This window comes from Mycobacterium sp. (assembly GCF_032159765.1).
In the GTDB taxonomy this organism is placed as follows: Bacteria; Actinomycetota; Actinomycetes; order Mycobacteriales; family Mycobacteriaceae; genus Mycobacterium.
Genome location: NZ_JAVHWM010000136.1, coordinates 39802 through 63316, shown reverse-complemented (window position 1 = coordinate 63316; position 23515 = coordinate 39802). Strand labels below are relative to the sequence as shown.

Annotated in this window: 23 protein-coding genes; 14 read left to right on the top strand and 9 right to left on the bottom strand. The window is 65.6% G+C overall.

Annotation, left to right across the window (positions count from 1 at the left end):
* Positions 1 to 440, top strand: a 440-nt coding sequence (locus QOH60_RS16080) for an SDR family NAD(P)-dependent oxidoreductase (protein WP_526422082.1), incomplete at its 5' end; no start/stop codon positions are given.
* A complete protein-coding gene (locus QOH60_RS16075) occupies positions 437 to 1510 on the top strand; it encodes a phosphotransferase family protein (protein WP_526422080.1) in 1074 nt (357 codons plus the stop codon). The genes QOH60_RS16080 and QOH60_RS16075, both read left to right, overlap by 4 nt.
* Before the next feature lie 4 nt (positions 1511 to 1514).
* On the opposite strand, the gene QOH60_RS16070 is transcribed toward QOH60_RS16075, so the two are convergent.
* Together QOH60_RS16070 and QOH60_RS16065 are read right to left on the bottom strand one after the other, a co-directional pair.
* A complete protein-coding gene (locus QOH60_RS16070) occupies positions 1515 to 2336 on the bottom strand; it encodes a mycofactocin-coupled SDR family oxidoreductase (protein ID WP_526422078.1) in 822 nt (273 codons plus the stop codon).
* Positions 2337 to 2347: 11 nt separating this feature from the next.
* Positions 2348 to 3523 carry an acyl-CoA dehydrogenase family protein gene (locus tag QOH60_RS16065; protein WP_526422076.1) on the bottom strand — a complete coding sequence of 392 codons (1176 nt, stop codon included), beginning with the start codon at positions 3521 to 3523 and terminating at the stop codon, positions 2348 to 2350.
* Positions 3524 to 3695: 172 nt separating this feature from the next.
* Here QOH60_RS16065 and fabG point away from each other — a divergent pair, with 172 nt between their 5' ends.
* The 7 genes from fabG (at position 3696) to QOH60_RS16030 (ending at position 10974) form a co-directional block, all read left to right on the top strand.
* On the top strand, positions 3696 to 4430 hold the full coding sequence (gene fabG / locus QOH60_RS16060) for a 3-oxoacyl-ACP reductase FabG (RefSeq protein ID WP_526422086.1): 735 nt from the start codon (positions 3696 to 3698) through the stop codon (positions 4428 to 4430).
* Positions 4427 to 5647: a thiolase family protein gene (locus QOH60_RS16055; RefSeq protein ID WP_526422074.1), complete on the top strand. Its 1221-nt coding sequence runs from the start codon at positions 4427 to 4429 to the stop codon at positions 5645 to 5647. Before fabG ends, QOH60_RS16055 begins: the two co-directional genes overlap by 4 nt.
* Positions 5644 to 6828: a CoA transferase gene (locus QOH60_RS16050; RefSeq protein WP_526422072.1), complete on the top strand. Its 1185-nt coding sequence runs from the start codon at positions 5644 to 5646 to the stop codon at positions 6826 to 6828. The genes QOH60_RS16055 and QOH60_RS16050 overlap by 4 nt, the downstream gene beginning before the upstream one ends.
* An 18-nt stretch (positions 6829 to 6846) precedes the next feature.
* On the top strand, positions 6847 to 8040 hold the full coding sequence (locus QOH60_RS16045; protein WP_526422070.1) for an acyl-CoA dehydrogenase family protein: 1194 nt from the start codon (positions 6847 to 6849) through the stop codon (positions 8038 to 8040).
* 28 nt (positions 8041 to 8068) lie between these two features.
* Positions 8069 to 8743, top strand: a complete 675-nt coding sequence (locus QOH60_RS16040; protein WP_526422068.1) for a GntR family transcriptional regulator — start codon at positions 8069 to 8071, stop codon at positions 8741 to 8743.
* Between the two features lie 70 nt (positions 8744 to 8813).
* The gene (locus QOH60_RS16035; RefSeq protein ID WP_526422066.1) at positions 8814 to 10049 is read left to right on the top strand and encodes a cytochrome P450; all 1236 of its coding nucleotides are present in this window, start codon (positions 8814 to 8816) and stop codon (positions 10047 to 10049) included.
* A 103-nt stretch (positions 10050 to 10152) separates the two neighbouring features.
* Positions 10153 to 10974 (top strand): SAM-dependent methyltransferase, encoded by an 822-nt coding sequence (locus QOH60_RS16030; protein ID WP_526422064.1) that lies wholly within the window; start codon positions 10153 to 10155, stop codon positions 10972 to 10974.
* Between the two features lie 39 nt (positions 10975 to 11013).
* On the opposite strand, the gene QOH60_RS16025 is transcribed toward QOH60_RS16030, so the two are convergent.
* From QOH60_RS16025 to QOH60_RS16000, 6 genes are read right to left on the bottom strand one after another with little or no spacing between them, the layout of a single operon-like run.
* Positions 11014 to 12588, bottom strand: coding sequence for a class I adenylate-forming enzyme family protein (locus QOH60_RS16025; RefSeq protein WP_526422062.1), 1575 nt, complete (start codon positions 12586 to 12588; stop codon positions 11014 to 11016).
* The gene (locus QOH60_RS16020; RefSeq protein WP_526422059.1) at positions 12581 to 14152 is read right to left on the bottom strand and encodes a class I adenylate-forming enzyme family protein; all 1572 of its coding nucleotides are present in this window, start codon (positions 14150 to 14152) and stop codon (positions 12581 to 12583) included. The genes QOH60_RS16025 and QOH60_RS16020 overlap by 8 nt, the downstream gene beginning before the upstream one ends.
* On the bottom strand, positions 14142 to 15596 hold the full coding sequence (locus QOH60_RS16015; RefSeq protein WP_526422057.1) for a class I adenylate-forming enzyme family protein: 1455 nt from the start codon (positions 15594 to 15596) through the stop codon (positions 14142 to 14144). The genes QOH60_RS16020 and QOH60_RS16015 overlap by 11 nt, the downstream gene beginning before the upstream one ends.
* Positions 15593 to 16414, bottom strand: a complete 822-nt coding sequence (locus tag QOH60_RS16010; RefSeq protein WP_526422055.1) for an enoyl-CoA hydratase/isomerase family protein — start codon at positions 16412 to 16414, stop codon at positions 15593 to 15595. Before QOH60_RS16010 ends, QOH60_RS16015 begins: the two co-directional genes overlap by 4 nt.
* The gene (locus tag QOH60_RS16005; RefSeq protein WP_526422053.1) at positions 16405 to 17217 is read right to left on the bottom strand and encodes an enoyl-CoA hydratase/isomerase family protein; all 813 of its coding nucleotides are present in this window, start codon (positions 17215 to 17217) and stop codon (positions 16405 to 16407) included. Before QOH60_RS16005 ends, QOH60_RS16010 begins: the two co-directional genes overlap by 10 nt.
* A 19-nt stretch (positions 17218 to 17236) precedes the next feature.
* Positions 17237 to 18034: an enoyl-CoA hydratase/isomerase family protein gene (locus QOH60_RS16000; RefSeq protein ID WP_526422050.1), complete on the bottom strand. Its 798-nt coding sequence runs from the start codon at positions 18032 to 18034 to the stop codon at positions 17237 to 17239.
* 100 nt (positions 18035 to 18134) lie between these two features.
* On the opposite strand from QOH60_RS16000, the gene QOH60_RS15995 reads away from it, so the two are divergent.
* The 4 genes from QOH60_RS15995 (at position 18135) to QOH60_RS15980 (ending at position 21703) form a co-directional block, all read left to right on the top strand.
* Positions 18135 to 18791 carry a hotdog family protein gene (locus QOH60_RS15995; RefSeq protein ID WP_526422048.1) on the top strand — a complete coding sequence of 219 codons (657 nt, stop codon included), beginning with the start codon at positions 18135 to 18137 and terminating at the stop codon, positions 18789 to 18791.
* The gene (locus tag QOH60_RS15990; protein ID WP_526422046.1) at positions 18788 to 19567 is read left to right on the top strand and encodes a FadR/GntR family transcriptional regulator; all 780 of its coding nucleotides are present in this window, start codon (positions 18788 to 18790) and stop codon (positions 19565 to 19567) included. The genes QOH60_RS15995 and QOH60_RS15990 overlap by 4 nt, the downstream gene beginning before the upstream one ends.
* Positions 19564 to 20436 (top strand): enoyl-CoA hydratase/isomerase family protein, encoded by an 873-nt coding sequence (locus QOH60_RS15985; protein WP_526422044.1) that lies wholly within the window; start codon positions 19564 to 19566, stop codon positions 20434 to 20436. Before QOH60_RS15990 ends, QOH60_RS15985 begins: the two co-directional genes overlap by 4 nt.
* 91 nt (positions 20437 to 20527) lie before the next feature.
* Positions 20528 to 21703 carry a thiolase family protein gene (locus QOH60_RS15980; protein WP_526422042.1) on the top strand — a complete coding sequence of 392 codons (1176 nt, stop codon included), beginning with the start codon at positions 20528 to 20530 and terminating at the stop codon, positions 21701 to 21703.
* 148 nt (positions 21704 to 21851) lie between these two features.
* On the opposite strand, the gene QOH60_RS15975 is transcribed toward QOH60_RS15980, so the two are convergent.
* A complete protein-coding gene (locus QOH60_RS15975; protein ID WP_526422040.1) occupies positions 21852 to 22592 on the bottom strand; it encodes a TetR/AcrR family transcriptional regulator in 741 nt (246 codons plus the stop codon).
* A 120-nt stretch (positions 22593 to 22712) separates the two neighbouring features.
* Here QOH60_RS15975 and QOH60_RS15970 point away from each other — a divergent pair, with 120 nt between their 5' ends.
* Positions 22713 to 23510 carry an SDR family NAD(P)-dependent oxidoreductase gene (locus QOH60_RS15970; protein WP_526422038.1) on the top strand — a complete coding sequence of 266 codons (798 nt, stop codon included), beginning with the start codon at positions 22713 to 22715 and terminating at the stop codon, positions 23508 to 23510.
* Positions 23511 to 23515 lie beyond the last annotated feature (5 nt).

Here is a 23515-nt window from a genome sequence, read left to right as displayed (position 1 = left end):
CCTATCCCTTGATGATTCGGCAGGGCCACGGACACATCATCAACACCGCGTCGCTGGCGGGCCTTGTGCCCGGGGGGCGTCTGGTCAGCTACTCCATGACCAAACACGCCGTGGTCGGGCTGTCGCTCGGGTTGAGGGCCGAGGCTTTACGCCACGGCGTCAACGTGCTCGTGGTGTGCCCCGGTGCCGTCGAGACACCGATCCTCGACAAGGGCGGAGTCGGCGATTTCGAAGGCAGGAGCTTCTTTCTCACTGGGCAGGGCTCCGCCTACAACGCGGACGAATTGGCCCGCGACGTGCTGCGGGCCGTCGAGCGAAAACGGGCCATGCTCGTCGAGCCTCGGGTTGCCCGGCTGGGGTGGAGGTTCGCGCGGTTGTCTCCAAGTCTGTTGCAGCGGTCGATGGCGCGAATGATCGTGAAGGGAAAGCAGCGGCGATGATTCCCTCTCGTCCAGCAGATGTCAGCGGCGAGTGGCTGTCGGCTGTGCTGGGTGCTGACGTCGAGCACGTCGACGTCGTCCCGGTGGGCACCGGTCAAACTGGCGCGACGTACCGGATCACGGCGACGTACGGCGCGAATCCTGCAGGGCTGCCTGGAACATTCGTCATCAAGATGCCCGCCCAAGACGACGCGGTGCGGGGCGGGGTCACGCTCGGATACCTCAGCGAAGTCGCTTTCTACGCAAAGGTTGTCGCCGCACTGGCGGTGCCGACGCCACGCTGCTTTTACTCCGACATCACCGGGGACGGAAGCGAATTCGCGTTGCTGCTCGCCGACATGTCGCCGGCCGTGCAGGGCGATCAGATCGCGGGTTCGAGTCTTGAGGAGGCGCAGCTGGCGGTGGTCGCGCTGGCCGGCCTGCACGGACCGAGTTGGTGCGACTCGCAATGGTTGGACCTCAGCGAGATCGCGATGCCGATGCCGGGCAACGTCGACGGCTTCAAAGGGCTCGGGGATGTCGCCCGGATGGCCGTCGACATGACGCTGGAAAAGCTCGGCGACCGCGTCCGAGCGCAGGATCGCGAAACTGCAACGCAGGCAATGAGCGTGGTCTATCCGTGGCTGATGGCCGAGCCAGGCCGATACTCGTTGATGCACGGTGACTACCGCTTGGACAACCTGCTGTTCGATCCCGACAAGAACCGCGTCACTGTCGTCGACTGGCAGACGCTGGGTGTGGGCCTGCCCGCCAGAGACCTGTCGTATTTCACCGCGACCAGCCTGTCGCCCGAACTGCGCGCCGCGTCCGAGGACGAGCTTGTCGACTCCTACTATGACGCGCTACTGCGTTATGGCGTAACGGGTTACGACCGCGACACCTGCTGGCGGGATTATCGCCTCGGCATGCTGCAGGCGCCGCTCATCACCACGTTGGGATGCGCGTTCGCGGCGTCCACCGAGCGCGGCAACGAGATGATGGCGGTGATGCTCAGCCGCGGCTGCCAGGCGATCCGCGAATTGGGCGTTCTGGAGTTGATCGACGAGATCGCCACTGCTCGAGGTCTTTAGCGCTTCAGTATCGCGTGGAGCCCTGGTCGACCGAGATCTCGGTCGCCGTCACGTTCCGCGCTTCGTCGCTGGCCAGCCATAGCGCGGCGTTGGCGATATCTTCAGGCTCTGCAACCCAATTCGGCAGGAATGGCGTGAGCATATGTGCTAGATGCGGATTCGTCTCGTTGGCTGTCATGGTGGCAGCGACCATCTCGCCGGCGCCCATCGCGGTGTTCACCGGCCCGGGGTGGACGCTGTTCACGCGTATGCGGTGCCGCCCGAGTTCGGCGGCGAAGGCACGGGCCATCCCGACCACCGCGTTCTTGCTCGCGACGTAATGCAGCATGAACGGCTGAACTTTGATCCCAGCCGCGGACCCGATGAGGATGATCGATCCGCCCCGTCCGCCGTCGATGATCTTCTGCGCTCCGGCCATCACCGTGTTCCACGTACCGGTCACGTTGACGTCGAGCACGTCGCGGAACGCCTCGGGCGTAATCTCGTTCCACACTGCCGGCGGAGCGATGCCGGCGTTTGCGACGATGATGTCGAGACGTCCGAACGCATCGACGCCGGCCTCGACGGCTTCCCGGAGTCCGTCGGCGTCACGGGTGTCGACGGCCGACGCGTAGATGCGCTGTCCTGCTTTCTCGACCAGTCGGGCCGTCTCGTCGAGGTCGTCCTGGGTCGCTGGCGGGTACGGTACGCAGGCCGGCAGTTTTCCGGCGATGTCAACGGCGATGATGTCGGCGCCCTCGGAGGCCATCCGGACGGCGTGCGCGCGGCCCTGCCCGCGAGCCGCGCCGGTGATGAATGCCACCTTGCCTTCGATCCGGCCGGTCATAGGTGCCGAGCCTACGACAGCCGGCGCTGCGCCGACTTCACCAGTCCGCCGCCGATGATCAGGCGCTGAATTTCGCTGGTGCCCTCGTAAAGCCGGAGCAGACGGACCTCGCGGTAGATCCGCTCGACCGGCACGCCGCGCATGTAGCCGGTGCCGCCGTGGATCTGCACCGCGAGATCGGCGACCTGGCCTGCCATCTCGGTGCAGAACAGCTTCGCGGCCGACGGGGCGATGCGGCGGTCTTCGTCGGTGACCCACAGGCGCGCGGCCTCGCGGACCAGCGCGCGGCCGGCCATCACTTGAGTCTGCTGGTCGGCGATCATCGCCTGCACGAGCTGAAATTCGCCGATCGGGGTGCCGCCCTGCGTGGCGGATGCGGCGTAGGTGACGGACTCGTCGAGCGCACGCTGGGCAGCGCCGACGGCCAGCGCGGCGATGTGCACCCGTCCGCGCGCCAGCGAGATCATCGCCGCGCGGTACCCCACGTCCTCGGTGCCGCCTATCAGCGCCTCGTCGGGAACGCGGACGTCGTCGAAGCTGACGTCGGCCGTCCATGCGCCTTCCTGACCCATCTTGGCGTCCTTGGCGCCGACGTCAACGCCGGGGGTGTCGGCGGGGACGAGGAAAACGGCGATGCCCGCGCCCTTGTCGTCGGCGGGCCTGCTGCGGGCGAATACGACGAACAAATCCGCCGTCGGGGCGTTGGTGATGAAGCGCTTCTGCCCGGAGATCAGCCAGTCGGCACCGTCACGAATTGCCTTGGTGCGCAGGCCTGAAGGGTTTGAGCCTGCGCCTGGTTCGGTGAGCGCGAACGAGGCGACGACCTCACCGGAGGCCATCCCCTCCAGCCAGCGGGCCTTCTGATCGTCGGTGCCGAAGCCCACGAGCACCTGCCCGGCGATCCCGTTGTTGGTACCGAACATCGACCTCAGCGCCAGCGACGTATAGCCCAATTCCATTGCCAGCTCGACATCTTGGGCGAGGCTGAGGCCGAGGCCTCCCCATTCCTGGGGGATCGCGTATCCGAACAAGCCCATCTTCTTGGCTTGGTCACGAAGGTCGTCGGGAACCTTGTCCTCGTCGAGAATCTCCTGCTCGCGCGGAACCACGGCGCTGCGGACGAACTGCCGAGTCTGGGCAAGGATGTCGGCGAAATCCTCATCGCTGACGACTTCGGGTGTGGCCATGTGTGTCTCCTCTCCCGCCCTCTCCATCGCGAGCAGACGCAAACTCGCACAAATTCGGCTCGAATCGTGCGATTTTGTGTCTGCTCGCGGTGCCGGTCGGCGGGCGAAATCATATATGAAATATGATGCGCCTCGACGAGTGGGGTCAAAACAGAAGGGGTGACAGGTGGCGATGCTGAGCGGTCAAACCGCGGTGATCACCGGCGGTGCGCAGGGCCTGGGATTCGCAATTGCAGAACGCTTCGTCGCCGAGGGCGCGCGGGTTGTTCTCGGCGATCTCGACCTCGGCGCCACCGAGGCGGCGGCCGAAAAGCTCGGCGGCCCTTCGGTAGCGGCCGCAATCCGGTGCGACGTGACGCAGGCGGCAGACGTCGACGCACTGGTGGCCGCCGCGATCGAGCGCTTCGGCGGCCTCGACATCATGGTCAACAACGCCGGCATCACCCGCGACGCGACCATCCGCAAGATGACCGAGGACCAGTTCGACCAGGTGATCGCGGTCCACCTTAAGGGCACCTGGAACGGAACCAAGGCCGCCGCGGCGATCATGCGGGAGAACAAGCGCGGCGCGATCGTGAACATGTCGTCGATCTCGGGCAAGGTCGGACTCGTCGGCCAGACCAACTACTCGGCGGCCAAGGCGGGCATCGTCGGGCTCACCAAGGCCGCGGCAAAGGAACTCGCCCACCTCGGTGTGCGGGTCAACGCGATCCAGCCGGGATTGATCCGCTCGGCGATGACCGAGGCCATGCCCCAACGGATTTGGGACGAGAAGCTGGCTGAGGTGCCGATGGGCCGCGCCGGCGAGCCCGACGAAGTGGCCAAGGTTGCCTTGTTTCTCGCCAGTGATCTGTCGTCATACATGACCGGCACAGTCCTCGAGGTCACCGGCGGGAGGCACATATGAGCACGTGCGAGGCCGTGATCTGCGAGCCCGTACGGACGCCGATCGGCCGCTACGGAGGAATGTTCAAGGCGCTCAGCGCGGTTGAGCTCGGTGTCGCGGCGCTGAAGGGATTGTTGGACAGGACCGGGCTCGCCCCCGACGCGGTGCAGGACGTGATCCTCGGACACTGCTACCCGAACAGCGAGGCGCCGGCGATCGGGCGTGTGGTGGCCCTCGATGCCGGTTTGCCGGTAACGGTGCCGGGAATGCAGGTGGATCGCCGTTGCGGATCGGGGCTTCAGGCGGTGATCCAGGCATGCATGCAAGTTCTCAACGGCGACAACGACATTGTGATCGCCGGTGGGGCCGAAAGCATGAGCAACGTCGCGTTCTATTCGACGGACATGCGCTGGGGACCCCCCCGTGGCGGCGTGAAGGTGCACGACGGGCTCGCCCGCGGCCGGAGCACCGCGGGTGGCCGCCATTACCCGGTCCCTGGCGGCATGCTGGAGACCGCCGAGAACCTGCGACGGCAGTACTCCATCCCTCGCGAGGAGCAGGACGAGCTCGCGGTGATGTCGCATCAGCGTGCCGTGGCCGCGCAGAAGGACGGCATCCTCGCTGAGGAGATCATCCCCGTCTCCGTGCGTACCCGCCAGGGCGACGAGCTCGTCGACACCGACGAACATCCGCGCGCCGATACATCGGTCGAGGCGCTTGGCAAACTGAAACCTGTTCTGCTGAAAGAGGATCCGGACGCCACCGTCACAGCGGGGAACTCGAGCGGGCAGAACGACGCGGCGTCGATGTGCATCGTCACGACGCCGGAGAAGGCCAGCGATCTGGGCCTCACGCCGCTGGTGCGCCTGGTGTCCTGGGGTGTCGCCGGTGTCGCCCCGAACGTGATGGGCATCGGACCGGTGCCTGCGACCGAGGTTGCGCTCGCCAAGGCCGGCCTGCAGTTGGCCGATATCGACCTCATCGAACTCAACGAGGCCTTCGCCGCGCAGGCACTGGCGGTGATGCGGGAATGGAAGTTCACCTCCGCCGACCACGAGCGCACCAACGTCCACGGGTCCGGGATCTCGCTTGGGCACCCCGTGGGCGCCACCGGTGGCCGCATGCTGGCGACGCTTGCGCGGGAACTGAATCGGCGCTCCGGCCGGTACGGGTTGGAGACCATGTGCATCGGCGGCGGTCAGGGTCTGGCCGCGATCTTCGAGCGGCACCGCCAGTGAGTTTACCGCTGGACGGCGTCACCGTCGTCGAGGTGTCCAGCTTCGTCGCTGCGCCACTGTGCGGGGTCACCCTCGCTCAGCTCGGTGCCGAGGTGATCCGCGTCGACCCGATCGGGGGGGCCGCCGATTACCGCCGCTGGCCCCTTGCCGAGAGCGGCACGTCGATCTACTGGACGGGTCTCAACAAGGGAAAGCGCTCGGCGGCAATCGATCTGCGTTCACCCGAAGGGCAGAAGCTGATCCAGCGGCTCATCGTCGAAGGCGATGGCATCGTCGTCACCAACACGACGTTCGACTGGCTGTCACACGACACGCTCGCCACGCTGCGCTCGGACGTCATCCACGTCCAGCTGCTCGGCCGCACGGACGGGTCCACGGGTGTCGACTACACGGTCAACGCGGCCATCGGGTTCCCATTCGTCACCGGCCCTGCCGATCACGCCGGTCCGATCAACCACGTACTTCCGGCCTGGGATGTCTGCTGCGGCCTGTACGCGGCGCTCGCGGTCACCGCGGCCGTCCTGCGCCGTGACGGCAGCGGAGACGGCGCCAAGGTGACCCTGCCGCTGGAGGACGTCGCGCTTGCGATCGGCGGGCACCTCGGGTTCCTCAGCGAGCCGCAGATCCTCGGCACCGAGCGACCGCGGCTGGGCAACGCGATCTACGGACAGTACGGCCAGGATTTCACGAGCGGCGACGGCGCCCGATTCATGGTTGTCGCGTTGACGGGCAGGCACTTTCGCGATCTCATGGAAGTCACGGGGACGGCGGCGGCGGTGGCTGCCATGGGCGAGGCGCTCGGCGTCGACTTCAGCGACGAGGGTCAGCGGTACACGTACCGCGACGCGCTCTCCGGACTGTTCGCCACCTGGTTCCGCCGGCATACCGCCGCCGAGGTCACCGAGGCGTTGTCCGCCAAGTCCGTGTTGTTCGAGCGGTACCGGACATTCGCAGAGGTCGCATCGGATGACCGCGTGACACGAAATCCGTTGTTCAGCAGGCTCGATCAGCCTGGGGTCGGCGAATACTTAGCGCCGGGCATGCCCGCTGCATTCGACGGCGCCCACCCGTCGACGGGTCCCGCGCCGACCCTGGGGCAGCACACGTCCACGCTGCTCACCGACCGGCTCGGGCTGAGTCCCGACGAGATCGCGCGCCTGACCGACGCGGGAACAATCTGAGGACAAGAGGAGAACGCCTTGACCAAACTCGCTCAGACACTGGGCCTCACCGACTTTCAGACCGAGATCATCGCCACCGTCCGCCAGTTCGTGGACAAGGAAGTGATCCCCAACGCGCCCGAGCTGGAACGCACCGACACCTATCCGACCGAAATCGTCGACCAGATGAAGGAGATGGGTCTGTTCGGGATGATGATTCCCGAAGAGTACGGCGGACTCGGCGAGTCGCTGCTGACCTATGCGCTGTGCGTGGAGGAACTGGCCCGCGGATGGATGAGCATCTCGGGCGTCATCAATACGCATTTCATCGTCGCCTACATGCTGCGCCAGCACGGCACCGATGCACAGAAGCAGCATTACCTGCCCCGGATGGCCGCCGGTGACGCGCGCGGCGCGTTCTCGATGTCCGAACCGGAGCTCGGCTCCGACGTCGCCGCGATCCGTACCCGAGCGACGCGAAACGCCAACGGCGACTACACGATCAACGGCCAGAAGATGTGGCTGACCAACGGCGGCAGCTCGACGCTGATTGCCGTGCTGGTGCGCACCGACGAAGGTGCGGACAAGCCGCATCGCAACCTGACGGCGTTTCTCGTCGAGAAGCCAACGGGTTTCGGCGAAGTCAAGCCGGGCCTGACGATCCCCGGCAAGATCGACAAGCTCGGCTACAAGGGCATCGACACCACGGAGCTGATCTTCGACGGGTATGCCGCCAGCGCCGACGACGTTCTGGGCGGTGCACCCGGCCAGGGGTTCTTCCAGATGATGGACGGGATCGAGGTCGGCCGCGTCAACGTGTCCGCCCGGGCCTGCGGGGTGGGAATCCGCGCGTTCGAGCTCGCGGTCCGTTATGCGCAACAGCGGTCGACATTCGGCAAGCCCATTGCGGAGCATCAGGCCATCGCGTTCCAGCTCGCCGAGATGGCCACGAAGATCGAGGCCGCGCACCTGATGATGGTCAATGCCGCACGACTCAAAGACTCGGGCGAACGCAACGATGTGGCAGCGGGCATGGCCAAGTACCTGGCAAGCGAATTCTGTTCTGAGGTAACCCAACAGAGCTTCCGCATCCATGGCGGATACGGCTACTCCAAGGAATACGAGATCGAGCGGCTGATGCGTGACGCCCCGTTCCTGCTCATCGGCGAAGGGACCAGCGAGATTCAGAAGCAGATCATCAGCAAGCGGCTGCTGGCGGAATACGCCCTATGAGCCGCTTGCGCGAAGAGGAGATAGCGCAGTGACGGCGGCCGATTTCGCGGCACGCCCGCAGCTGTCGGAAGACGTTGCGCGCCACGTGCGGCAGCGGATCTTCGAGGGCAGATACGCGGCGGGGGAGTACATCAGGCTCGAGCAGCTCGCGGCCGAATTGGGCATCAGCGTGACGCCGGTTCGTGAGGCGCTGCTGGGGCTTCGCGCCGAGGGCCTGCTCGTTCAGCGGCCGCACCGCGGCTTCATGGTGCTGCCGGTGACCGACCGCGACATCGCCGACGTCTCCAGCGTGCAGGCGCACATTGGGGGCGAGCTGGCCGCGCGGGCGGCGTCGAACATCACCGACGCCCAGCTCGCGGAGCTCAAAGAGATTCAAAAGCAGCTCGAGCAGGCCTATGGGACCGAAGACCACGAGAGCGCGGTGCGGCTCAACCACGAATGGCATCGCGCCGTCAACGTGGCTGCCGAATCGCCCAAGCTCTCCCAGCTCATGGGCCAGATCACTCGGTACGCACCGGAATCGGTGTTTCCCGCGGTCGAGGGCTGGCCGGCTCGGTCCATCAAGGACCACCGACGGGTAATCGCCGCGCTCGCCGCGCGGGACGGAGAACGCGCGCGGGCGGCGATGTCGGAGCATTTCACCGCCGGAGTCGCACCGATGGTGAAGCACCTGGCGCGAATCCGCGACAACGGCGCCCGCTGATGCGTCGGCAGTTTCGCCGAGACGTGTAGAGCGTTACAGTAAGTGCGACGGTAGACACAGAGGAGTGTTGATGGCCACGCGAGTGATCGACGAAGCCGCGAATGTGTTCGCGGATCCGAAGGCTTACGCCGACGAACCACGGCTGCACGCGGCGTTGACCCACCTGCGTGCCAATGCGCCAGTGTCGTGGGTCGAGGTGCCCAAGTACCGGCCGTTCTGGGCGATCACCAAGTACACGGACATCATGGAAATCGAGCGCGCCAATACGATTTTCACGAACTGGCCGCGACCGGTGCTGGCGACCATCGAGGGCGACGAGTTCCAGGCATCGGCGGGCGTGCGCACTCTGATCCACATGGACGACCCCCAGCACAGGGACGTGCGTGCGATCGGCGCGGACTGGTTCCGGCCGAAAGCGATGCGCGCGTTGAAGACGCGAACCGACGAACTCGCGAAGATCTACGTCGACAAGATGGCCGGCCTGGGCTCCGAATGCGACTTCGTCCAGGAAGTCGCCGTCAACTACCCGCTGTACGTCATCTTGTCGTTGCTCGGTCTGCCGGAGTCGGACTTCCCGTTCATGCTCAAGCTCACCCAGGAGCTTTTCGGTGCCGAAGACGACGAGTTCAAACGCGGCGCTGACGTCGAGTCTCAGTTGCCTGCGTTGATGGAGATGTTCGAATACTTCCAGCGGGTCACGTCGTCGCGCCGCGAGAGTCCGACGGAGGATCTGGCGTCGGCGATCGCTAATGCCCGCATCGACGGCGAGCTGCTGTCCGACATCGACACGCTGTCCTACTACTTGATCATCGCGACGGCCGGCCACGACACCACCAGCGCCACGATCTCCGGTGGGCTGCTGGGCCTTGTCGAAAACCCTGACCAGCGAACGCGTTTGAGAGATGAGCTGTCCTTGATGCCGAAGGCGACCGAAGAGATGATCCGCTGGGTCACCCCGGTCAAGTCATTCATGCGAACCGCGACCGAGGACACCACCGTTCGCGGGGTGCCGATTGCCGCGGGCGAGTCGGTGCTGCTGTCCTATGCGTCGGGCAACCGCGACGAAGACGTGTTCGCCGACCCATTCCGATTCGATGTCGGCCGCGAGCCCAACAAGCACGTCGCCTTCGGCTACGGTGTGCACTTCTGCCTCGGTGCGGCGCTGGCCCGGATGGAGGTCAACAGCTTCTTCAGCGAGCTGCTGCCCCGACTCGACGCGATCGAGCTCACTGACGCACCTCAACACATGGCAACGACGTTCGTCGGCGGGCTCAAGCATCTGCCGATCCGCTACTCGCTGGTCTGAGCGTTGACTCTGCGTCTGTGGCGCAGAAGTGCGAGTAGGACCCGCCCTGAGCGCAGAGTCAACGCGGTTTACCGACTAGGTCGGGCATAGGCATGATGGCGGCATGGATACCAGAGTTGGGGTAGCCGCGACGGGACTGCTCGTCGCCGCGATGCGGGCCGAAGAATCACAGCAGGAGGATCGGCTGTTCACCGATCCGTTCGCCGAGCGGCTAGCCGGCAAGGAGGGCATCGCGCTGCTGGCGGAAGCCGAAGCGATCACGGGCAAGCAGTCGGCGCAGATCATCATCCGCACACGGTTCTGGGACGAAACGCTGCTGGGCATCAACGCCGCGGGTGTGTCGCAGGTTGTCATTCTGGCCGCCGGGATGGACTCGCGTGCGTACCGCCTTGACTGGCAAGCCGGAACCACCGTGTATGAAATCGACCAACCCGCGGTCATGGGTCTCAAGGCCGACCGGCTCGCCGGTGAGTCACCGCGGTGCCAGAGGGTCTCCGTAGGTGTCGACCTGGCCGACGACTGGCCAACGGAGTTGCAAGCACACGGCTTTGACGCCTCTGCGACGACGGTGTGGCTCGTGGAGGGACTTCTGCAGTACCTTGATGCACCCGCCGTCGACACATTGTTCGCGCGCATCGACGCGCTGTCGTCGCCGGGGTCGATCCTGTTGTACGAGACCGTTGGTGAGACCTTGCTGCACGCCGACTTTCTGAAGCCCACGCTGGGTTTCATGAAACAGATCGGCGCGCCTTGGCTTTTCGCCACCGACCGCCCTGCCGAGCTCATCGAGGGCCGGGGTTGGTCGGCGAAGGTCACCGACGTCGCCGAACCCGGGAATGCATGGCACAGGTGGGACCACCCCGTGGTGCCGCTCGACGTACCCGGGGTGCCGCGCGGCTACTTCATTAAGGCGACGAAGGACTGACCCCCGCCGAGCGTGGCGAGCAGACACTAAATCGCACGATTACCCCTCCGGTAATGCGATTCCGCGTCTGCTCGCGGTCGAGAGGAGTTCGCGCAGCTGCCGCACGTCGACCTTGCCCGTGGCTTTCCGGGGGATCGCCTCGTCGGAGTCCACCAACAGCCACACCGACGGAATCTTGAAGGAACTCAGCACCTTTCGCGCCGACAAACGCAGGTCGTCGGCGGTCGTCTCGGCGCCGCACACCACGACGGCTCCGACCACGCCGTCGACATCGGTGACGAACGCGCCGTCAACGCCCTCGATCGTCCGCAGTGCCTGCTCGACCTCACTCGGATAGACCGTCGCGCCGCTGACCTTGAACATGTCGTCGGACCGCCCGTGATAGAACATGAAGCCGTCGTCGTCGAGGTGTCCCAGGTCGCCTGTCGGATAGAACCCGTCGGTGGTGAACAAGTCTTCGCGGCTGCGCCGGCAGACACCGCGCAGCGTGTGGGGTCCACGGATCTGGATCATCCCCACCGAGCCAGTTGGCACGGGCGCGCCGCTTTCAGGGTCGACGACCCGAACTTCCATCCCGTCGAACGGCCTGCCGCAACTGCCCCACGCGGACCGAGGCATGTCGGTATCGGCGCGGTAACCGCAGTACGGCCCGAACGACTCGGTCATCCCGAACAGCTTTGCCCGCGCTCCCGGTGCGCCCCGTTGCTCGGGTGGCAGCAGGGCTTCCAGACTGCCGCCTCGCAGCGCCGACAGATCCGCACCCACCGAATCAGCTTGACGTGCAAGCGCTTCAGCCTGATCGGGCCAGCCGCGGAAGAGCGTGACACGTTCGCGCTCCAGCAGCCGCAGCGTGGTCTCCGGTTGCGGCACCTCTTCGGTGATCAGCGTGGCCCCGGCCAGCAGCGCAGAAATCACGCCGCCCGCCAGTCCGCCCACCCAGAAGAACGGCATCGGGATGTAGAGGCAGGTGTTCGAGTCGATGCAGCGCGCTTGTTGACCCGAACTGACCGCACCGAGCGCGCTGCCGTGTGAATGCACAACGCCTTTCGGCGGTCCGCTGCTGCCCGAGGTGAACATGATGGCCAACGGGTCACTCGGGCACGCCGATGCGGTCATGGCGTCGACGACGCGAGCGGCTCCCTCGCCCGGGGGTCCCCGAACAACGAGATCAGGGGTCCAGACATGGCGCAGCGCAGGCAGTTTCGGATGCCGCACCGGATCACCCAGCTCGGCAGTGCCCAGCTCAGAGCGGAGCTCGTCGAGATACCGGTGCCCCCGGAACTCTTCCACCGAGAGCAGGGATTGCACCGATGCGGCGCCCAGCAGCGCCATCAACTCCCTGGCCTGCAGCAGCGTGCTCAGCGGCACCAGCACGCCACCGATGCGCATGATTGCGATGGCGAACTGCACCCAGCGCACTCCGTTCGGCATCATCAAGCCGACCCGGGTTCCCTTGCCGACGCCCGCCTCGACGAACACCGCGGCAAGTTCGCGCGTGGACGAATCCAGTTCGGCGTAAGTGATCCGGCCGGCGGTGTCGATTACCGCGTCATGCGGGCCACGCCGCGCCGCTTGAGTTCTCACGATCTCGTCGATGGTCGATTGCTCAGGCATCGAACATCTTTCGTAGCGCGGGTAGGTCGACCTTGCCACTCGACATGAGAGGAACGTCGGCTCCCGTCAGTGCGATGAACCGCCGCGGGACCTTGTACGCCGAGAGCTCCGACCGCAGCCCGTCGCGCAGCGCCGCCTCGTCGAATTTCTCGACGTCGCTGACCACCACCGCTGCGGCAACGATCTGCCCGCGTTCGGAGTCAGGCAGGCCGATGACATGCGCGACGGCCCCGCCCGTCACCCTGGCAATGGCCTTCTCGACCTCCGGCGGTGACACGTTGGCGCCTGCTGTCTTGATCATCGCGCCGCGTCTGCCGATGAAGTAGTGGAAGCCCTCCGCGTCTGTGTGCACGAGATCGCCTGTGGGAAACCACCCATCGGCGTCAAAGCACTCCTCGCGGCTGTGGCGGTGATATCGCTGCATCACGTAGGGGCCACGGACCCAGAGTTCTCCAACCTCCCCGACGTCCGCCGGCTCGCCGGTGTCGACCGCGATCACCCTGGTCTCGAAGCCTGGTGCCGGCTTGCCGAACGACCCGCGCCGGTGCTCGGGCTGGTCGGACGTGTCGCGGCTGAGCAGGTTCACGCTGCCTGTCTCGGTCATCCCGAGCATGTTGTGCCGCAAGTCAGGATCGGTGGGACGCACGTCCGGCGGCATGATCGGGTACAGGTTGCCAGCCCGCATCGACGACAGGTCGCGGCTGGGAAAACTGGGATGACGGGCCAGATGTGCAACACCCGCAGCGAAACCATTGGTCATTGTGGGCTTTTCGGCCTCGAGAAAGTCGAGCACCTCGTCCGGATCAGCCGCATTCGAGCACAACAGCGTCGCACCCGCGAGAAGAGTTGCCAATACTGAGAACCCGATTCCGCCGATCCAGAAGAACGGCGAGTTGCAGAACAGCCGCACATCGGCGGTCAAGCCGCGAAGGTCATCGAGATTGCGCTGATGTCCAAGCAATCCCGCGTGAGTGTGCATCACGCCCTTCGGCTTGCTGGTCGACCCCGAGGTGTACACGATCGCCAGCAGATCGCTGCCGTCGACGTCGTCTTCCATGGCCGGCAAGAGGGCGGCATCGACCGTCTCTGCCAACCCCACGATCTCCTCGAAGCCGACGAACACCCTGCGCAGCGCAGGCACGGCAGCGGTGAAAAGCCTTTCGCCAGAGACGAGATCGACATCTGGCATCACCTCGGCGAGCCGCTGCACGTAATCGTGGGAACGGTAGGACGCGGACGTCAGCAGAAGCGCCACGTCGCTGTCGAGAAGCTGCTCGTGAAGTTCGCGCGCCGTCGCGAACGTGGAGAACGGCACCACCACCGCACCGATCCGCGCAGCAGCAAGCATGCCGACGACGACGTCCGGCCCGTTGGGGTAGAGCAGACCCACGTGCGTGCCTTTGCCGATGTCGAGCGCGATCATCCCGCGGGCCAGCAGCGCCGAACGGCGTTCGGCCTCCGCGTAGCTGATCGTGTCGGCGTCGCAGATCAGCAGCGGGTGCTCACCCCGCTCGCGTGCCTGGTCCCGCAGGACGCCGGCGACCGTTAACGCGCTAGCGGGCATGCTCGCCGGTGAAGAATCGCTTCACTGCGCTCAAATCAGCCTTGCCGGAGGGAGTTCTCGGGATCGTGTCGACGATCGCGATCTCGACGGGAACCTCGTAGCGCGCCAGCCGGGTGCCGACGAACTCGGCGATCGCTGAAGCATCCACGGACGCCCCATGACGCAATTCGACCATCGCAATGGGTATTTCACCGAGACGCCCGTCGGGCCGGCCGACCACGGCCGCTCCGCGCACCGCAGGGTGGCTCTCAAGCGCACTGCGGACGTCCTCGGGCATGATCTTGAACCCGCCGCGGATGATGGCCTGGTCCGCGCGTCCGACGATCCACAGGAAGCCATCGGCGTCGATGCGGGCGATGTCGGTAGTCCGGATCCACTCGGTCGTCGGACCCAACTGGCCGGGCTTGACCTCCAGCAGACCAGGTTCGTCAGGACCGAGCGGGCGGCCGTCATCGCTGACCACCCGCAGCTGTGCCCCCAGGGTGGAGCGCCCGACGCTGCCTCGCTTCTTGTGCCAGAACGTCTGGTAATCAGCAAGCGTCCAACCGGCCACGCCGCCACCGAATTCCGTTGCCGCATAGGATGTTAATACCGGGATGCCGAACTTCGCGGTGAACGCGTCGGCGTCGTCGGCTGATAGCGGCGCGGTGCCCGAGGTGACCGCACGGATGCTGGCCAGGTCATCGCGGGTGAGATCGGAATGCAGCACCATGCGCAATGCCGCGGGCACGAGCGATACGGCCTTGGGCTGGTGCCGGCGGACGGCGTCCGTCCAGAGGTCGAGGTCGAATTTTTCCAGCAGCGCGAAAGACCTCGCCTCGCAGACGCATTGCAGCACGCGGAACACGCCCCCGATGTGAACGAGTGGTGCGTTCACGATGGCGACGCCGCTGCGCAGTCGCGTCGGCGCCGGGGTGTCGTCGGCGCCCATCACGCTGAGGGCCAACATGTCGTAGGTGAGGTCGATGCGCTTGGGCGGCCCGGTGGTTCCGCTGGTCAGCATCCGCACCGCCACGCCGGGACGGCCGCCGTCCGCCGCACCACCACCCGCGACGACTGGGTCGTCGTCGAGGCGCGTGATCGTTGCCACACTCGTCTGGGCGGACGGCGTGACGAGTGCGGCCACGTCGTCGGGCGCGCCGACGATCAGAGGCAGCCCGAGTCCGTCGATGTCGGCTCTGATGCGGTCGTCGCCGCGTCCCGGGTTGATGACGACGGCGCATGCGCCCCTCTGCAGCACGCCAAGAAGTGCTGCCACGTGGACGGGTCGATTTCGCAGCAGGATTCCGACCTGCATGCCGCCTGTGGTGAGTGCGCCGATCCGGTGCGCTGCGTCGCCGACGCTACTCCACGAACTCCATTGCCCCTCATACTCAATCGCCGTTGCGTCGGGCTGCAGCCCCAACACATGCGCGATTCGCCGGCTGAGCCGATGCTCGGTCATCGGACCCTCGGGTCGACGGGACGCGCGGTCTGCGAAGCCAATTCGGTCTTCGCGATCGGATTGCCGAGCCGCGTGTAGATGAGCCCCTGTTCCATCGCCGCGCGGTAGGGCTTGTCGAGGGATTCCCAGATCGCCTTGACCGTGCCCTGGGTCGCCGTCGGAGGGCAGCCGGCAATGGTCGCCGCGATCTCATGAGCCCGCTGCCACAGCTGTTCGGGTGCAACGACTTCCGTCACCAAACCGATGCGAAGAGCAGTGTCGGCGCTGACGCGCTCGCTGTTGCCCATCAGCGCGATGCGCAACGCTTCACCCAGGCCGACGCGACGCATCAGCCCGATGGGCTCCAGTGCGCAGACCAGGCCTGCGCTCACGTGCGAGTCGAAGAACGAGGCGTCGGTGGAGCAGATGACGACGTCGGATTCGTTGACGAAATAGAACGCGCCCGCGGTGCACATGCCCTGGACAGCGCATACGACCGGCTTGAACATCTTCTGCCATTTCGGGCTGAGCGGTTCGCCGGGATCCTCGTGATTCCATACGTTGGCCGGCTGGCCAAAGGGCGTCTTGATATCCAAACCCGTACTGAAAGCGCGTGTTCCGGCTGCACGCAGCACGACGGCGTTCACCGCGTCATCCAGCTTGACGGCGCGCCACGCCTCGGCCATCTCTTCGCACATCGCCCTGTTGAACGCGTTGAGTGTCTCGGGCCGGTTCAACGTAATCGTCGCGACGTGGTCGGCGGCATCGATCTCGAGCAGGATGGTCTCGAAGAGGCTGTTGCCTCTTCGCCCGAGAGGCTCATCGGTGCTCATCGGCATTGCCAGTTCGGAGTGCGCTTCTCCATGAAAGCCTTTGGGCCCTCCAACGAATCCTCGGTGTGCAAGTTGCGCTCACGGAACGACTCGGCGAGCATCTCTGCTTCATGCAGGGGCAGGTCGAGGCCTTTCACGATGGCCAGCCGGGTGCCCCGGACCGCGAGAGGCGCGTTCGAGTTCACGATGTCTGCGATCTCGTGGATGCGCTCGAGAAGCCGTTCGTGCTGGACGATCTCGCTGATCAGACCCAGCTCGTACGCGCGCTGCGCGCTCATCCGCTCGTGCCTGCCCATCAACGCCGCGCGCAATGCGATCGATCGTGGCAGCACGCGCGCCAGCCGGACCACCTCGCGACCCGCGACAAGGCCGATGCTGACGTGCGGGTCGAAGAAGGTGGCCTTCTCGGACGCGATCACGATGTCACCCGTGGTGACCCAGTCGAGTCCTGCGCCGCAGCAGATTCCGTTGACGGCGACGAGAACCGGCTTCGCCATCGTGCGAAACGGTGGCGTGCCTTCCTGCGGTGCCTCCCACTGTTCGTACGTCGACAGGAATGGACGCTCGTTGAGCACCTTGCCGTCTTCGCGGATCTCGCTGACGTCGGCGCCGGTGCAGAACCCGCTGCCGGTGGCGGTGACGATCAGCAGCCAGACATTGTCGTCGTTCTCCGCTTCGCGATACGCGGAGCGCAGCTCGGTGATCATGTGCGGGCTGAGCGCGTTGAGTGCGTTCGGCCGGTTCAGCGTGATCGTCGCCTTGCGTCCATCGACTTCGTACTTGATGTCCTGAAACGAGTGGTCTGCCACGGAATTTCCCTTCGTACGCTTATCGGCCGTCGAAACGCGGCGTTCGTCGTTCCTTGAACGCGGACATGCCCTCCTTGAAGTCGCCCGTGCGACTGGAGAGCTCGACGTTGAAGAGCTCTTGTGACATCGCCTGGCTCAGCGTCGCGTGCTGGGCGGATGCGATGGCCTGTTTGGTCAGCCCGATCGCCACCGTGGGGCCATTGGCCAGCCGATCCAGCAGCTCGGCAGCGGTCGCGTCCAGCTGCCCGTCGGCAACGCAGCGGTGGATCAGGCCCCACTCCGCCGCATCCGCCGCGGTCACTTTGTCGCCGAGCAACAGCATCTCCTTGGCCCTCGTCAACCCGACGAGCCGGGGCAGCAGCCAGGTCGCTCCCGAGTCGGGGGTAAACCCGCGCGCCATGAACGGCTCCCAGAAGACCGCGCCGGCGTCGGCCACGGTGAAATCGGCGGCCAGCGCGAGGTTGCATCCCAGGCCCACCGCGTAGCCGCGCACGCTGCACACAACCGGCAGGTGGATCGTGTGGATCAGCTCGATGACGCGATGCGCGGTGTGCGGTATGCGCCGAACGATGTCGCCGGCGCGTGGCCGTGGGCCGTCGCGGTTCGGGGCACCCAGATCGGCGCCGGCGCAGAAGTCGCCGCCCGCGCCGGTGATGTGGACGGCGCGGAGCGAACCGTCGAGTGCGGCGTCGGTGAGGATGGCCACCAGCGCGTCGACCATCGTGTGGCTCAGCGAATTGCGTTGTGCCGGACGGTCGAGCGTGATACGCAGCACCGATGCATCGCGCTGCGCCGTCACCGAGCCGTCGTCAGCCACCGCCAACCCTTCTCACCTTTACGGTTGCTCATACAGTACGCTATAACAGTACTATCTTGTATAAGTTAGCAAGGATAGGTCCCGGGGCGCGAGGAGCAATGTGGCGAGTGAGAACGAGGACCGCCGGTTCGGGGAACTGCCGCTTGCGCAGACGGTCGCCGCGGCCGCAGCGATCCGGCGTCTGACAAGCCTGCTTCTCGCGCTGGAGCATCCGCACCCGACGGTCGACGCCATGCTCGTCCAGTTCGCAGACTGGGAACGTGAACTCGGCGCAGCGATTCCGCCTGACAGCGCGCCGAGGATGCGTACAGATGATGAGACGAAGCGCATCTACCTTGCGCACGCGTTCGACATCGGCGCGTTCAATCCCTGCTTTCCCGAGTACAGCTTCGACCATCTGGACGCCGAGACGGCGTCGGGAACGGTGACGTTCCCTCTGGTGTTCGAGGGTCCGCCTGGGTACGTGCATGGCGGCTTTCTCGGCGTGTTCTTCGACTGCGTTACCCAGCACCAGAACTGCGCTGAAGCCTTGTCGGGCAGGACGCGCACACTGACGGTGACGTACCGGCGGCCGACGCCTGTGCTGACGGAACTGCGTTTCGACGTCGTGCGCAGCGAGGTGGAACGTGCGATCACGTCAACGGCTCGTCTTCTGGACCGCGAAGAGGTGTTGTGCATCGGCGAGATGAAGGCGGTGGCCATGCCGCCCGAGAAGCTGAGCGTGGCGCTGTTCGCCACGCGAGGTGGCTCCGCGTGAGTCGTTCTGCGCCGCAACGCATCCGCCAGCCGCGGGTCGCTGAGCTTGTTGCGTCGCAGCTGCGCGAGGAAATCTTGTCCGGTCGTCTGAAGGAAGGCGACGTGCTGCCGTCGCAGGAGACATTGTTCTCGGAGTTCGGTGTGAGCCCGCCGGCCCTGCGCGAGGCGATTCGGATCCTGGAAACCGACGGACTGATCTCGGTGCGGCGGGGCAATGTCGGCGGCGCTGTGGTGCACGTCCCGTCTGCCGAGCGAACCGCGCAGATGATCAGCATGGTGCTGCAGGCGCGCTCGGCGACGCCAGCCGATGTCAGCGGAGCGCTGCTGTACCTCGAGCCCGTTTGCGCGGGTATGTGCGCCGCCCGCGACGACCGGTCGACCGAGGTCGTGCCGTATCTGGAGGCCGAGATCACGCGGCAGACAGAGCAATTCGACGACGCTTCGCAATACGTGCCGAACGCCCGTCGGTTCCATGAGGCGATCGTGTCGCGCTGCGGCAATGAGCCGATGATCCTTTTGATCGGATCGCTGTCGTTGATCTGGTCTGCGCACGAATCGGCGGTGTGGGGCGACGACTCGTTGATGACCGCCAAAACGATGCGCGCCGCGCTGCGTGACCATCAACGGCTTGTTGATGCGATCCGTGATGGCCAGCCGGATCGGGCCACGCGGCTCGCACAGGACCACCTCGCCGTCGCGCGCCGCAACACGCTGGCTGTCGGTCGGGACAAGACGATTGAGGCCAAACGGATTTCGACGAACGGAGCCCACGCATGAGCGATGACCGCGTTCTCTTTGACGTGGACCCAGACAATCGGATCGCCACGATCACCCTGAACAACCCCAAGCAGCGCAATTCCTACGACGCCGCGATGCGCGACGCGCTTGCCCGCTGCCTGGACCGCGTTGCCGAGGACGACGACCTGACCGTGGTGCTGCTGCGGGGCGTCGACGGCGTGTTCTCCACCGGTGCGGATATGAACAACGCGTACGGCTGGTATGGCGATACAGCTCCGGACGCGCGGGAGAAAAAGAGCCGGCCCAGCCAGCGTCGGCGACTGACGGTGGACCGCAAGTCGTTCAGCTTCTATCACAATCTGATGGGCTTCCCGAAGGTCACGGTGGGGGAGATCGCCGGCTACGCGCTGGGCGGCGGGTTCGAGATCGCGCTGATGACGGACATCTCGGTGATCGCCCGCGATACCAGGATCGGCATGCCGGCGACGCGCTTCCTCGGTCCTGCGCTGGGCAGCCTGCACATGTTCTTCCACCGGCTCGGCCCGGTGCTGGCCCGGCGTCTGCTGTTGACGGGCGACATTATCGAGGCGGGCGAGGTCGAGCAGCTGGGGATTTTCACCGAGACCTGCGAGCCCGGCTCAGTGACCGCGCGGGCGCGCTACTGGGCGGAAAAGGCGGCGAAGATGCCCGCCGACGGCGTCGTCATCGCGAAGGAAGCATTCCGGCTCGTCGAGCAGAGCCAGGCGTATCAGGGCGAGGAAGTCGCGAGCTACCTGTTTCACGCCTTCGGCACAAACCTGCAGTTCGCGCCTGGCGAGTTCAACTTCGTCAAGACCCGCGCGCAGGTCGGGACCAAGGAGGCGTTTCGGCTGCGCGACGAGCACTTCTCCGTTCCCGAACCGGAGTGACACAGCCCACCTCCCGAAAGCGCTACAGTATCTGCTACTTTTGTAACGCTACGTTTGAAAAGTCCTTGATACCGAACCCGAGGTTGAAGCCATGTCCACACCTGTCATCGTCGCTGCTGCCAGGACCGCGATCGGCCGTTCGTTCAAGGGAACGCTGGTAAACACAACACCCGAGACGCTTCTCACCACCGTCCTTCCCGAGGTCGTGCGCCGCTCGGGCGTCGATCCTGCCGCATTCGACGACATCATCATTGCCGAATCTCATTACGGCGGTGGCGATCTCGCCCGGTATGCCGCAGCGGCGACCGGTATGGAGGACATCCCCGGCCAGTCCGTGAACCGGCACTGCGCGGGCAGCCTCACCGCCATCGGCAACGCGTCGGCACAGATTGGCTCCGGAATGGAGCGCGCGCTGATCGCAGGCGGCGTCCAGTCGCTGTCGATGACGCCGCTGATGAACCAGCGCATCCCCGGACCCGAGCTGAAGTTCGAGGAGCGGTGGATGCCGCCGACGCATCCGGAGACGCCCGATGCGCCGTGCAAGGACATGTCGATCACGGTCGGGTGGAATACCGCGCAGAAGGTCGGCATCAGCCGCGAGGAAATGGACGCGTGGGCGGCGCGGTCACATCATCGCGCGACCGCCGCGATCGACGAGGGCAAGTTCGTCGACGAGATCATTGCGATGAAGATCCAGCAGTTCGACGGGTCGGTCGTCGACTTCAGTGTCGACGAATTCCCGCGCCGCGACACCACCGTCGAAAAGCTTGCCGGGCTGAAGGTCCTGCATCCAGAGATCGATGGATTCTCGATCACCGCCGGCAACAGCAGCGGCACCAACGATGCGGCGGCGGCGGTGGCGGTCGTTGACAGTGCTTATGCCGACGCCGAGAAGCTGACGAAGATGGCGACTGTACGGGCTTGGGCCGCAGCCGGTGTCGCGCCGCGCGACTGTGGTATGGGCGCGGTCAAGGTGATCGGCAAGGTGCTGCAGCGTGCGGGTCTGAAGCCATCCGATGTCGCGCTGTGGGAGATCAACGAGGCCTTCGCGTCGGTGCCGATCGCGGCGTGCCGCGAGTACGGCCTTGACGAGGAACTGGTGAACTTCTCTGGAAGTGGTTGCAGCCTTGGGCATCCGATCGCCGCGTCCGGTGCGCGGATGGTGACGACGCTCGTCTACGAACTTCAGCGCCGCGGTGGCGGAATCGGTGTTGCGGCGATGTGTGCCGGCGGCGGTCAGGGCGGCGCAGTCGTCATCGAGGTCTAGCGTCGGTTGCCCGCGTCACTGGCCGTTCGCGAGATCTGCACCAGGGCTGTGATTTTCGCGGATCGACAACCCTGGTGCAGATCTCGGCGGTGGCACTCGCCGAAACACGGCTCTTACGACTGTGACGACGGCCGCGGACGCCGACGGTCTAGCGCTTCGGTGATATCTTGCGCGCGCGAGCGCCCTTCTGCCCCTCCTCGATCAGCCGTTCGGCGTGGTCGAGGATGCAGTTGAGTCCGTATTCGAAGTTCTTCTCGTCAGCCACGGCCAGCCGATGGCCCTTGGCGGACAGCTTGGCGATCAGCGGTGCGACCTCCGGGTCGATCGCCCGAGGTTCGAAGCCGCTCGGCTCGGAGCCTTCCAGTTCGCGGGTCTTTTCCTGCAGTCGTTCTAACACGACCGTCCCGCGGACATGAAGTGACACCGCCGAATACGTGTCGTACGCGTCCTCGGGCGACAGGCCTGCTTCCACCAGCGACTGGATCGCCTTCTCCATCTGCTCCACACTCAACCGCCGCACCTTCGCGCTGAGCGCGCCGCGGATCAGAATCAGGTCGGTCAGGATCGGACTGCTCAAGAACGTCTTGCGCATCGACCGCGCATGGTTGCGCAGCGACTCGCGCCAGTTGCCCGCCTCGACGTACGGTGTCGCGAACGTGAACCTGCGAAGCGCGCGGTCCGTCATCGCGTTGAGAAGATCGTCCTTCTTGCGGAAATACCAGTAGATGCTCGTGACGCCGACGCCGAGATGCTTACCCAATAGCGGCATGCTCAGGTTGTCGATGGACACCTCGTCGGCAAGCTCGAACGCGCCGTGGATGATGTCCTCGGGATTGATCGAACCGCGCTCGCGCCGCTGGCGTTTCTCGGCGGTTGCCTTGCTTGCCACGGTGCGTTGCCTCCCGTCGTATGAACCGGCCAACCGTACCGGCGATCTACTACCGTAACACCTATAGTAAGCTTTTCTGGGAATCACCGTGGATCGCATGGACGGAGCGCGGAGGCCGCAATGGATCTCGGTTTCACAGACGCAACCGCCGTCGTGGTCGGCGGCGGCCGCGGGATGGGTTTGGCCACCGCGCGTTGCCTGGCCGATGACGGCGCGAAGCTAGCGATCGTCGGCCGGACGCCCGCGGTCCTCGACGAAGCCGTTGCGGATCTGACGCGCCGCGGCAGCCCGGACGCCGTGGCGCTGGTCGCCGACGTCACCGACGCCGCACAGGTTGATGCTGTGTTCGCCGAGCTCGGTGCACGGTGGGACGGGAAACTCAACGCGCTGATCAACACCGTCGGGCCGGGAGCTGTCGGCAACTTCGAGGATCTGACCGACGACCAGTGGCGCCAAGCCGTCGACGAGGGCGTGCTGGGCATGGTGCATTGTGTGCGGTCGGCACTTCCATTGCTACGCAACGCGGAATGGGCGCGGATCGTGAACTTCTCGGCCCATTCCACGCAGCGCCAGAGCGTGATCCTGCCGGCCTACACGGCCGCGAAGGCGATGGTGAACAGCGTCTCGAAGAACTTGTCGCTGGCGCTGGCCCCCGACGAGATCCTTGTCAACGTGCTGTCGCCCGGCAGTGTGGCGTCGGAATCTCTGGTCGGGTGGGCGTCGACAGTGGGCGTCGACGGAAACGATCCGTACGCGCTGATGGCCGCGATCGACAAACACTTCGGCCATCCCGCCCACCTGCCGCGCGCCGGGCTGCCCGACGAGATCGGTCCCGTCGCAGCATTTTTGGCCTCAAAGCGCAACTCATACATGACCGGCGCAAACGTCAACGTCGACGGTGGTAGCGATTTCACTTAAGGAGT

Excerpts from the sequence above, each read along its gene's own strand:
- QOH60_RS16075 (WP_526422080.1), top strand. The coding sequence starts at position 437 with ATGATTCCCTCTCGTCCAGCAGATGTCAGCGGCGAGTGGCTGTCGGCT.
- QOH60_RS16070 (WP_526422078.1), bottom strand. The coding sequence starts at position 2,336 with ATGACCGGCCGGATCGAAGGCAAGGTGGCATTCATCACCGGCGCGGCT.
- QOH60_RS16065 (WP_526422076.1), bottom strand. The coding sequence starts at position 3,523 with ATGGCCACACCCGAAGTCGTCAGCGATGAGGATTTCGCCGACATCCTT.
- fabG (WP_526422086.1), top strand. The coding sequence starts at position 3,696 with ATGCTGAGCGGTCAAACCGCGGTGATCACCGGCGGTGCGCAGGGCCTG.
- QOH60_RS16055 (WP_526422074.1), top strand. The coding sequence starts at position 4,427 with ATGAGCACGTGCGAGGCCGTGATCTGCGAGCCCGTACGGACGCCGATC.
- QOH60_RS16035 (WP_526422066.1), top strand. The coding sequence starts at position 8,814 with ATGGCCACGCGAGTGATCGACGAAGCCGCGAATGTGTTCGCGGATCCG.
- QOH60_RS16030 (WP_526422064.1), top strand. The coding sequence starts at position 10,153 with ATGGATACCAGAGTTGGGGTAGCCGCGACGGGACTGCTCGTCGCCGCG.
- QOH60_RS16025 (WP_526422062.1), bottom strand. The coding sequence starts at position 12,588 with ATGCCTGAGCAATCGACCATCGACGAGATCGTGAGAACTCAAGCGGCG.
- QOH60_RS16020 (WP_526422059.1), bottom strand. The coding sequence starts at position 14,152 with ATGCCCGCTAGCGCGTTAACGGTCGCCGGCGTCCTGCGGGACCAGGCA.
- QOH60_RS16015 (WP_526422057.1), bottom strand. The coding sequence starts at position 15,596 with ATGACCGAGCATCGGCTCAGCCGGCGAATCGCGCATGTGTTGGGGCTG.
- QOH60_RS16010 (WP_526422055.1), bottom strand. The coding sequence starts at position 16,414 with ATGCCGATGAGCACCGATGAGCCTCTCGGGCGAAGAGGCAACAGCCTC.
- QOH60_RS15985 (WP_526422044.1), top strand. The coding sequence starts at position 19,564 with ATGAGCGATGACCGCGTTCTCTTTGACGTGGACCCAGACAATCGGATC.
- QOH60_RS15980 (WP_526422042.1), top strand. The coding sequence starts at position 20,528 with ATGTCCACACCTGTCATCGTCGCTGCTGCCAGGACCGCGATCGGCCGT.
- QOH60_RS15970 (WP_526422038.1), top strand. The coding sequence starts at position 22,713 with ATGGATCTCGGTTTCACAGACGCAACCGCCGTCGTGGTCGGCGGCGGC.